A 9,306-nucleotide genomic window follows, 5' to 3' on the forward strand; every position below is an offset into this window, starting at 1 on the left:
GAAGCTATTTTATTGTGCCGCACAATAGTTAAAAAACATAGTGATTATACATTATATATTTGTAATTTTGTTAATTGCTAAATTAATACTATATTTTTTAACTTTATATAGAAAATTAATTTATTAAATCGCCGTTGTAATGGGAAAGAAAGTATACAGTAGTTTTTACAGATTAATTCACTGGTTGATTGCTATCACAATGCTCTTGCTATTGTTGACTATTGTATTGCGTATGACTTGGTTGAATAAAGCAAACATGAGTGAGATCATAACAAGTTATGCTGCGAGTAACCACATTGAGATGAGCAAAGGAGAAGTGGTTAATCTGGCCAGAGAGATACGCGAGCCGATGTGGATATGGCATATCTATTTTGGATATACTCTTTTAGGGCTTTTTGTTGTACGTATATTGGCAGGTGTTTTTACTATTATTCAATTTCAGAATCCATTTAGCAATAATATCACTCCAAAGGTTCGCTTTCAACGCTTTGTTTATATCGTTTTCTATCTCTGTATATTTGGTTCTTTGGTAACGGGATTGATGTTGGAGTTTGGTATTACCAAGTACGTTACGTTAATTAAGAGCCTTCACAAAGCTTCTATTTACTATTTTGTCGGCTTTTTAGTCTTACACTTTTTGGGTATTCTTATTGCGGAGTTCACATATGAGCGCGGTATCGTGTCCCGTATGATTAACGGTCGAGACAAGTATGAGTAAAGTCGATTTCTCTTTAGCGTAGCTTTTCCTGTTTTAATTTCCTCATGCTGATTTAGTTCTCGATTATGAGATTTGAAAGCCAGTACAATTGTTTTGGATCTATGTCAAAGGTTTAGAATAGATCTGGAGTGGAAGATCTTAGCTCTATGGGGCATAGTTATTTTTGCCTTAGTTTCATCCCAGCGGTATACTTTGCACAATATTTCAATAGTACTTGTCTATAATAGTAGGAGGGCAAACTTCATTTTTGCTTTGGAGCTGACGTGATTAAGGGTGTTTACGTCCGGATAGAAAACCTGTTTCTATCGTAAATCGGTATATGATTTAGTTTAAAGATTTTTTATTTAGAGAAATATCTATGCGATGTTAGCGGTGGTTTCTTTGGAGTTCCTTTGGGGTTTCTTCGGGTTTTCTAGGGGTTTCCTTGCTGAAACAGGCCTTTTTGGGGGTAAAACTCGAAGGATACCCCAAGAAAAGCGCAAGAAAGTCCAACGAAAGCACTATTGTTATTAGTGTTGGAAAGCCATATTGTTTTATAAAATTGGGATGCGGATGAATGCTTGGAGGTTTCGCTCTATTTTTATGGTTCTCTCTGGGAAGAAGTTAAATTTTCTATTTGATGAGCACAAGGAGTGTTTGATGTTGATACAAGGGACTGCTACCTGGCTTGTCCTTGATCCCAATAGAGATGGAGTACTCTATGAGATAATTCGCAGAGAAGGTCAGTCCCAAGATGTCTCTATTTCTGTTGGCTGTGTAAAGACAGTTGTTTTCAATAAAGATAAGCGAACTTTTATTTATAAGGTTGACACAGATAGAAAGTTATTCTATACTTCAGAAACTGTTATTAGGCAAGAGAGCAATGGGGATAAGTACTATCCGCGTACGCTGAATAATATGTATAACATCAAATTGTACTATAATGGAAAGGGTGAGCTTATAGATAAAGAAGAAAGTTACGAAGGAGAAAATTTACGTGATTATTAGATTAGGGATACTTAACTGCTACTTCGCATTGTTTTATGGTTAAGTAAAACAATTAGTTGATATAAAAAAAGCACCTATTGGAGAATAGATGCTTTTTTTTGTGGTCCCACCTGAACTTGTTTTGTTTTTTAATTCGTTTTTATATAGTTTTACATACTGATAATCAGTTTAATATGATTTATTTTAATCCGTTTGAACTGGTTTGAATTCATTTTAATCATATTTTAAACCCCTAATTTGCCCCTTCGTAAAAAATGGAGTTTTAGAGTATGTTTTTAGGATTTTGATCGATGAAAATTAAAAATAGGAAAATCTCCTGTTTTTTTATGTAAAAACGTTGCCCCTTGGCAAGCCCCCTTAAAAACAACAACAATGAAGTACTATTTTGAGCTGAGAAAAGATAAGATCGATAAAGATGGAATGGTTCCTATTCGCTTAGTTGTTACTGCTCCTAAAGTTAGGATAAGAAAGAATATAAGTGTCAAAACCAAACTTGAAGATTGGGATGCGGAGATTAACCAAATCCGAAATGTAAAGAAAGATGATAATGAGCTGTATTTGGATTACAAAGAGTATAATGCTATACTAACCAATACAATCAATAAAGTAGAGCATATCTTCGATTTTTTCAGATTTAATTCTATTCCATTTACTGAGAAAATGTTCGAGGAAAAATATAAGTTAGAGACAGTTAGTGTATCTATCCGTTTTTTTGATGCTTTTAGTGAGTATATTAAAGTTTCTACTATTTCTAAGGCTAAGTCAACTATAATCAAATATAACTCCGTAAAAGCGTTCTTTATGGATTTCGCTACTTCATCAAAGTATATAATGCGCTTTGACACAATAGATTTTCGTTTTGAGGAAGCTTTTATGGAGTATTGCTTTGTTGAGCGTAAAACATTGAATAACTATTACGGAAAGTTAGTAGCTACATTAAAAGCATTTATGCAATGGGCGTTTAACAGAGGCTATCATAATAGTTTGGAGTTTAAAAAGATTAAAAGAGTTGATAATGAAATAGAAGTTGTGTTTTTGACTATGGATGAATTGATGAAGCTTTATAATCATAATTTTGAAAACAGATCTATGGAGAGAGCTCGTGATATGTTTTGTTTTTTATGTTTTACAGGACAGAGACATAGTGATATCTACTCCCTTAGAGATTGTAATATAGTTGAGGACTATTTGAACTATACTGTTGTTAAGACTAAGACTGTTCATCACCAGGTTTATTTAATTTCGTATGCGAAAGAGATACTCGAGAAGTATAGAGATACTCCTTATAGCCCTGTGCCAAGAATTACTTCTCAGAAATTGAATGAGAGACTTAAGGAATGTTGTGAAGAAGTGGGAATTACTGACAAGATTAGATTAACTCGTTACATAGGTGCTAATAGAATAGATACAGAAGTTAGAAAGTGTGATGTAATTACTTCACATGTTGGGAGAAAGACTTTTATTACAAATAGTATCATTTTAGGGATTTCGGAGAGGGTAATAAAAAGTACGACTAATCATAAAGATGAAAGAAGTTTTAGAAGATACGTTCACGTTGGTGAGTCATTTAAACAAAAAGAGTTGAACAAATGGGAAAGTTTATAGATATAATTAAGAGATTCTTTTTAGCTAGTGAAAAAGAAAAGAAACAATCACTTGTTTTAAAATCATATACTACTCAAGTAATAGAATATCTAGAGACTAATAATGAGATAACAGGAGAAGATTTGTATCTCAAAATAATTCAATGTTTTAATCTTAAGGAGTTAAGGGAGTTACAATTTCAGATTTCGATAAATTCTACTTTGACTAAGTATAGTTCTATTTTTAAAGATTACGATTTTAGCTTAATGGTAGAGAAAAATTCTTTTAATCCAATAGAAAAGGCAAAAGTAAGCCTTTCAAAAACAGAGTATTTAGCTTATTTATTGGGAGAGAAGAAGAAACTTCTTAATACTTTAAAAACTATTAATGTATCGAATTATATTGATAACATAGATGTAGAAATATTACAAACTATGGCAATTCTGCATAAACAGGTAGTGACTCCTCTTAATGTAAGAGATGCTTTTAGTTACTTTTTTATTTATGAGAAGCAAAAAGCAAAGAATCTGTTTAAGAATTACACAAGTCAGTATGTAAAGCAAAATAAAGAATACGACGAAGTTGTTTTTATAATGCATACTGTAATGGATGACCTACAAGCAAGATTAGGTTTGGAGTATATTCCTATGATAGATAGTTTGAATTATCGAAGTGTCGATATATTCACACAAAATAATTTAATTCATTCAAGTTTTTCTGAAATCAGAAATCTTGCAAATTTTAAGGAATATTTTTTAGAGGTGTCACCAATGGATATGCTTGATGAAAAATATTTTATCAATGTAAAAAATGATTGCTCTGATATTCAATATGTGGAATATGTACTATTTGAGTTCTTTAAGTTAGTATGTAAAGATCAGTTTGAGTTTAAAAATACAAATGTGTTTTTACTATTTTGGTCAAATTGTACAGAGAAGATTTCTTGTTATGACCGTTTTGAATTAGGACATGCTCATATGGTTTTAAATCGCTTAGTAAAAGAAGATAGACAGATTTTAAATTATATAATAGCAGTCTTTTTATACTTTAAAAATGGAGATTTATTATCTAAAGTTCCTACTAATTTACCAAAGATATTATCAATGTATTTTGGAGAAAATTCTTTAAAAGAAGGTACTATCAAAGACTTATTGACACGGGAAATTATAAGTAATATAAGTTTCAATAAAGACAATGAGTATATTAATGATTGGGCTATTGGTATTCAGAATCAATATGATAAGATGTTTGTTGATAGTGGTATGTATTGATGTGTACTGCTTTTTAAATCTTTAGTTTTCATATTTGCTGTGTTCAAATGTTCTAAAATCAATTCAAATGAGTACAAATGTTTTAAATGAAAAATGTGAGAGTATGTCTAATCAATCTCAAGAGGTATTAGCGAATACTTTTTTCCCTACAGGAGATGATCGTATGTCTCAGCAAGAGGTGGCTAATATGTTTGACAGGACGGTTCAAACTATTATCAATTGGAAGAATAAAGGAAAAATTCCTTATTATGAAATTGACGGACGACCTATCTTCTCTCGTAAGCAATTAATTCAAATTGCTTTAAAAAATCAACATCTTTTAAATCCATAAAAAAAGCGTTTGCTTCCTTCAAAAAACCAAACGCTTAGAATTTTATTTTTAAATCAAATCCTTATAGTGCAAATATAAGGATTATAATCTACTATTTATTATGAACTTAGATTCTGCCGAATTTATTCGTGTGGGGACAGCTTATTATGCCATAATCGAAAGGCCTACACTCAACAAAACAACCGAAAAGATCATGCTTCCTTGGAATAAGGAAACCATTGTAAATGATTTTGGAAAAGACTTTATTTCTACTATTAAGAAATATTACGGCTTCTGTTGCATTCCGCAACATATCAATTACAACAGAGAGATAGCTGACTTCTACAATATTTATCACCCTGTTGATTATCAAATACAAAGATGTAATGAAGACTTAACTTTTTTAGAAAGTAAATTAAAATACACCTTAGATTTTATACGTCATATTTTCGGAGAGCAATATCACTTAGGTCTTGACTATTTTAAAATTCTTTTAGAATACCCTACTCAGGTTTTACCTGTGCTTGTATTAGTTTCTAAAGCCAGAGAAACAGGTAAATCAACAATGCTTAAATATCTAAGAAAGATCTTTTCCTTTAATGCTACTTACATTAACGCAGAATCTTTTGTAAACAACTTTAACTCAGATTTAGATGGTAAGTTATTAGTACTCATTGATGAAGTCGTTACTGATAATCAACAAATCACTGAACGAATCAAATTTTTAAGCACTGCTGACAGAAATAAGATTGAAAGAAAAGGTAGAGATAAAGAAGAAGTGGAATCTTTTTACAAGTTTGTCATGACAAGTAATTTTGAAGATTCGTTCATGAAGATAGACAGAGAAGAAATACGTTTTTGGGTACGTAAAATACCACAGATCGAAAAGAACCCCGATTTCTTAGACTTACTCTTTAAAGAAATCCCTGATTTTTTAAATTATCTATTCACTATCCCTTACTCCACAACGAAGAAAACACGCATGTGGTTTACTCCAGAGCAAATACGTACTGATGCATTGGTGAAACTAATGAATTCAGATAAGAATAAACAACAACAAGAAGTATTACAGCTAATAAGAGAGCTAGCAGAAAGATTTGAAGAGAAAAAAATCTGCCTTACACCAATAGAAACTTGTGCCATCATAAAAAAACTAAATAAAAGAAGTCATATTGAAGCAAATGATGTAAGAGCAATTTTTAAAAATTGGGGATTTTTACCATCAAATAATTCAAATAAGTATTCTGGTTATGATTATCAATCCTATGGAGAATTTACAAGATTTGACAGGAAAGGACGCTACTATGAAATTGAGTTAAGCAAAATTGCCCATTATTTTGATGACAGTGATGACAAGTAGTATAAGATGTTTTATTTCAATTAGTTATACGTCATCAAAATCGTCATCAAACTGTCATCAAAATAATTATGATGACAGATTTAAAACAAGTTTGATGATTGATGACAATTTGATGACAGTTTATTTATTTGGTTATAAGCAAGTTAAGGGTGTCTGTCATCAATCATCAAAAAATCAGTAAAATTTAGATCGTACAGAATTATGACATGCATCGAAGCAAAAAAGATAAGTTTAGAATCTGTTTTGGATAAAATAGGAGCTAAAAAAGTCAAGCAGACTAATCGTGAGATTTGGTATATAAGTCCATTTCGAAATGAAACAACAGGATCCTTTAAAATAGACCTCTCTAAAAATATTTGGTTTGATCATGGAGAAGGAAAGGGAGGTAATATTTTAGATTTTGTAATGAGATATTACAAGTGTGATTTAAAAGAAGCGTTACAAGTTTTAGATATTGAGTCTTTTTCTTTTCACCAGCCTACTATTCAAGGCAATGCTATTGAAAAAGAAAAAAACTACAAAATAGAAGAGATTAAGCCTTTAATAAATACTCAACTAATCAATTATATACAAAGTAGGAGTATTGATCTTAAAATGGCTAAAGAATACTGTGTAGAACTTCATTATAGGCTTAACGATAAATCATATTACGGCATAGGTTTCAAAAATGATTTGAAAGGATACGAAGTTCGAAATAAATATGTAAAAATGTGTTTAGGAACTAAAGCTCCATCTTATTTTAATAATAACAGTAGTCAAATTATCTTATTTGAATCCTGGAGCGATTTTTTGAGCTTCCTAACATTGTACCCCAAAGCTGAAAAACGTTATGATTATCTTATACTAAATTCAGTAGGAACATTATATAATGTTTTAATTAATAATACAAACAATTACTTGTACAAATGTACAAATGGTGAAAGTGACAAATGTATCAATGTACATTTAGATAAATGTATCAATGTACATTTAGATAAAAGTATCAATGTACAAAATGATAATTGTATCAAAAACACTTCTTACGAACAATTAAAGTATGATACAATTATTTGTTGCTTTGATAATGACAAAGCTGGTAATACAGCTACTGAAAAAGTGCAAAACACTTTTCTCAATCGTGTAAAAGATGGTAGATATTTATATCCTAATCACAAAGATTTGAACGGTTGTATATCCACAAAGTAAGGAAGGTAGGGACTAGCAAGAGGGAACGGGGCAGAGCCCTGTTCATCTTGTTTTAATTATTACAAATAGTTAAAAATCAAAGGATTAAACCATCCATCCTTCTCCCAAATTATATTCTAAATATAATTTAAATGCCCCTAACCTATCCAAAACACTGTAATTCAATAAACAACCACCAACATGAAATATATTTTAATCAATAAACCATGAAAACTAAGAATGAAAAAGAAACTACAACTGTAGCGTTATCAATTACTGATAATCAGAGATTAACTGAATTTTGTAAAGCGTATGCAATACCTAAAAAAGACTTTATAGGCATTATATTGAATTACCTTGAAATCAATGGTATAAATCCAAAGACACATCATGCACCCAAAACAGAATTAGAAAAGATAACCAAGCGTATTAATCAATTATTTGCCTTTATCAAAACTCAAGAAAAGGATTACACTCGCCCAGCATTAGAAGCTGTTTTAGCTACCGAAAACAGAATGCAAAATAGTATTTCTACTCTTGCTACTAAGAATGATCTAAATGAATTAAGAATCAAAGATATGCTTAATCAACTTTTACAGTTACTTCAAAATAGCAACCAGGAACAAACTAATAAAATCCTATCTGAGCTTAAAATCTTTCAAGAAAATACAGTAAATCATCTTGAAGAGATTAAAAAGAAAAAAGGCTTCTCACTTTAAAATTATAGCTATGCATATAAAAATTCAAGGCGGTGGAAATGGTAAATATGCTAATAACGGAAGTTGTTCTTCACTTATCAGTTATTTAGAACACGAAGATTTAGACCGCCTAAAAAAAGGACAAAAAATAGAACCTTTTTTCTCACATACAGAAGATCACATCAAAGGCAATACAATTATTGAAGCGATAGATAACAACAAAAAGAAACTGTGTAGAGATGAGGCTAAATTCTTTATGATAACAGTTAGCCCAAGTCAAAAGGAATTAGAACACTTAGGTAAAACACCAGAAGAGCAATCTGAAAAGCTTAAGGATTATATCCGCAACGGAATTATGCAGAAATACGCAGAGAACTTCAATAAAGGGCTAAATGCTGAAGATATAATGTACTTTGCTAAAATACATCACGAACGCAAAACAAATAAGGATGAAGGCAACCTACACATTCACATTTTAGTATCTCGTAAGAGCGCAGATGGACGATTAAAGTTGTCTCCTATGACTAATCATCAAAATACTACTAAAGGAGCTGTGAAAGGTGGTTTCGTACGTGTTGATTTCTACACAGGTGCGGAAAAGGCTTTTGATGAGAAGTTTTTATATCAACGCCAACTTCAAGAACAATTTGACTATAAAAAGCAATATAAAAAAGGGACTCCGAAAGATTGGGAACAGCTCAATAAAGAAAAGTATCAATACAATCAACAACAAAATAAAAATAACAATCAGTTTATACAAAACTGTAAAAATCAAGGTTTTTCAGACAAAGAATTAGATTATATGCTTCAGGGTAATTCAATCGAGAAAGGAAATGAGTCTTTCTCGATTGGATTAACTGATAATTCTTTTCAACTTGTTCGCTTTGTTTCTTCAATGGTGCAAGCTTTGCAATATGCGGGTGGTAATGGGCAAAGTTCTGATGATAATCGTAGAAGGAAGAAAAGACGTTAAGTTTGAGAGATGAAAAAGTTAGTAGTTTCTTAAGTCAAAGTTTCTAAGAACTCTTCATAAAGAACATTGGAATTTTTCTTTCTTTTTTTTAACAATCGACGCAACTTTCTATAGTCACCTTCTGGGTAAAATCTTTCTACTTTAGTTTCATTTTCAAAAGTTTTAAGTGCAATGAATTGAGCACCAATGCTTTTTGCATGATCATTAAAAATAGATGAATTATAATTTTCAATTGCAATAT

10 protein-coding genes are annotated in these 9,306 nt (G+C 31.0%); 9 read left to right on the plus strand and 1 reads right to left on the minus strand.

Translation table 11 applies throughout. From position 1 onward, the window contains the following. Positions 1-139 precede the first annotated feature (139 nt). The 9 genes from GOQ24_RS05910 to GOQ24_RS05950 all read left to right on the plus strand — a co-directional run bounded on the left by GOQ24_RS05910 (position 140) and on the right by GOQ24_RS05950 (position 9,065). Entirely contained in the window at positions 140-718 is a 579-nt protein-coding gene (locus GOQ24_RS05910) for a cytochrome b/b6 domain-containing protein (RefSeq protein WP_155090969.1), read from the plus strand. A gap of 552 nt (positions 719-1,270) precedes the next feature. After that, positions 1,271-1,705, plus strand: coding sequence for a hypothetical protein (locus GOQ24_RS05915; RefSeq protein ID WP_230381478.1), 435 nt, complete (start codon positions 1,271-1,273; stop codon positions 1,703-1,705). Between the two features lie 372 nt (positions 1,706-2,077). Then, the gene (locus tag GOQ24_RS05920) at positions 2,078-3,310 is read left to right on the plus strand and encodes a site-specific integrase (protein WP_160339285.1); all 1,233 of its coding nucleotides are present in this window, start codon (positions 2,078-2,080) and stop codon (positions 3,308-3,310) included. Further along, positions 3,295-4,560, plus strand: a complete 1,266-nt coding sequence (locus GOQ24_RS05925; protein ID WP_160339286.1) for a hypothetical protein — start codon at positions 3,295-3,297, stop codon at positions 4,558-4,560. The genes GOQ24_RS05920 and GOQ24_RS05925 overlap by 16 nt, the downstream gene beginning before the upstream one ends. A 67-nt stretch (positions 4,561-4,627) precedes the next feature. Then, positions 4,628-4,891 (plus strand): helix-turn-helix domain-containing protein, encoded by a 264-nt coding sequence (locus GOQ24_RS05930; protein WP_160339287.1) that lies wholly within the window; start codon positions 4,628-4,630, stop codon positions 4,889-4,891. A gap of 100 nt (positions 4,892-4,991) precedes the next feature. Beyond that, a complete protein-coding gene (locus tag GOQ24_RS05935) occupies positions 4,992-6,230 on the plus strand; it encodes a primase-helicase family protein (protein ID WP_160339288.1) in 1,239 nt (412 codons plus the stop codon). Positions 6,231-6,431: 201 nt separating this feature from the next. Next, the gene (locus GOQ24_RS05940) at positions 6,432-7,415 is read left to right on the plus strand and encodes a toprim domain-containing protein (RefSeq protein ID WP_160339289.1); all 984 of its coding nucleotides are present in this window, start codon (positions 6,432-6,434) and stop codon (positions 7,413-7,415) included. A gap of 206 nt (positions 7,416-7,621) precedes the next feature. Continuing rightward, positions 7,622-8,113: a BfmA/BtgA family mobilization protein gene (locus GOQ24_RS05945; protein WP_160339290.1), complete on the plus strand. Its 492-nt coding sequence runs from the start codon at positions 7,622-7,624 to the stop codon at positions 8,111-8,113. Between the two features lie 10 nt (positions 8,114-8,123). Continuing rightward, a complete protein-coding gene (locus GOQ24_RS05950; RefSeq protein ID WP_160339291.1) occupies positions 8,124-9,065 on the plus strand; it encodes a DUF5712 family protein in 942 nt (313 codons plus the stop codon). A gap of 29 nt (positions 9,066-9,094) precedes the next feature. Here the strand turns inward: GOQ24_RS05950 and GOQ24_RS05955 are convergent. Continuing rightward, positions 9,095-9,306 (minus strand): hypothetical protein (locus GOQ24_RS05955; protein ID WP_160339292.1); only part of this gene is annotated, 212 nt, incomplete at its 5' end.

Origin of the sequence: Myroides sp. LoEW2-1 (assembly GCF_009767705.1) — a bacterium.
In the GTDB taxonomy this organism is placed as follows: Bacteria; Bacteroidota; Bacteroidia; order Flavobacteriales; family Flavobacteriaceae; genus Flavobacterium; species Flavobacterium album_A.

Bases quoted from the DNA above. Each gene is read 5' to 3' on its own strand.
- GOQ24_RS05910 (WP_155090969.1), top strand. From the start codon at position 140: ATGGGAAAGAAAGTATACAGTAGTTTTTACAGATTAATTCACTGGTTG.
- GOQ24_RS05915 (WP_230381478.1), top strand. From the start codon at position 1,271: ATGAATGCTTGGAGGTTTCGCTCTATTTTTATGGTTCTCTCTGGGAAG.
- GOQ24_RS05920 (WP_160339285.1), top strand. From the start codon at position 2,078: ATGAAGTACTATTTTGAGCTGAGAAAAGATAAGATCGATAAAGATGGA.
- GOQ24_RS05925 (WP_160339286.1), top strand. From the start codon at position 3,295: ATGGGAAAGTTTATAGATATAATTAAGAGATTCTTTTTAGCTAGTGAA.
- GOQ24_RS05930 (WP_160339287.1), top strand. From the start codon at position 4,628: ATGAGTACAAATGTTTTAAATGAAAAATGTGAGAGTATGTCTAATCAA.
- GOQ24_RS05935 (WP_160339288.1), top strand. From the start codon at position 4,992: ATGAACTTAGATTCTGCCGAATTTATTCGTGTGGGGACAGCTTATTAT.
- GOQ24_RS05940 (WP_160339289.1), top strand. From the start codon at position 6,432: ATGACATGCATCGAAGCAAAAAAGATAAGTTTAGAATCTGTTTTGGAT.
- GOQ24_RS05945 (WP_160339290.1), top strand. From the start codon at position 7,622: ATGAAAACTAAGAATGAAAAAGAAACTACAACTGTAGCGTTATCAATT.
- GOQ24_RS05950 (WP_160339291.1), top strand. From the start codon at position 8,124: ATGCATATAAAAATTCAAGGCGGTGGAAATGGTAAATATGCTAATAAC.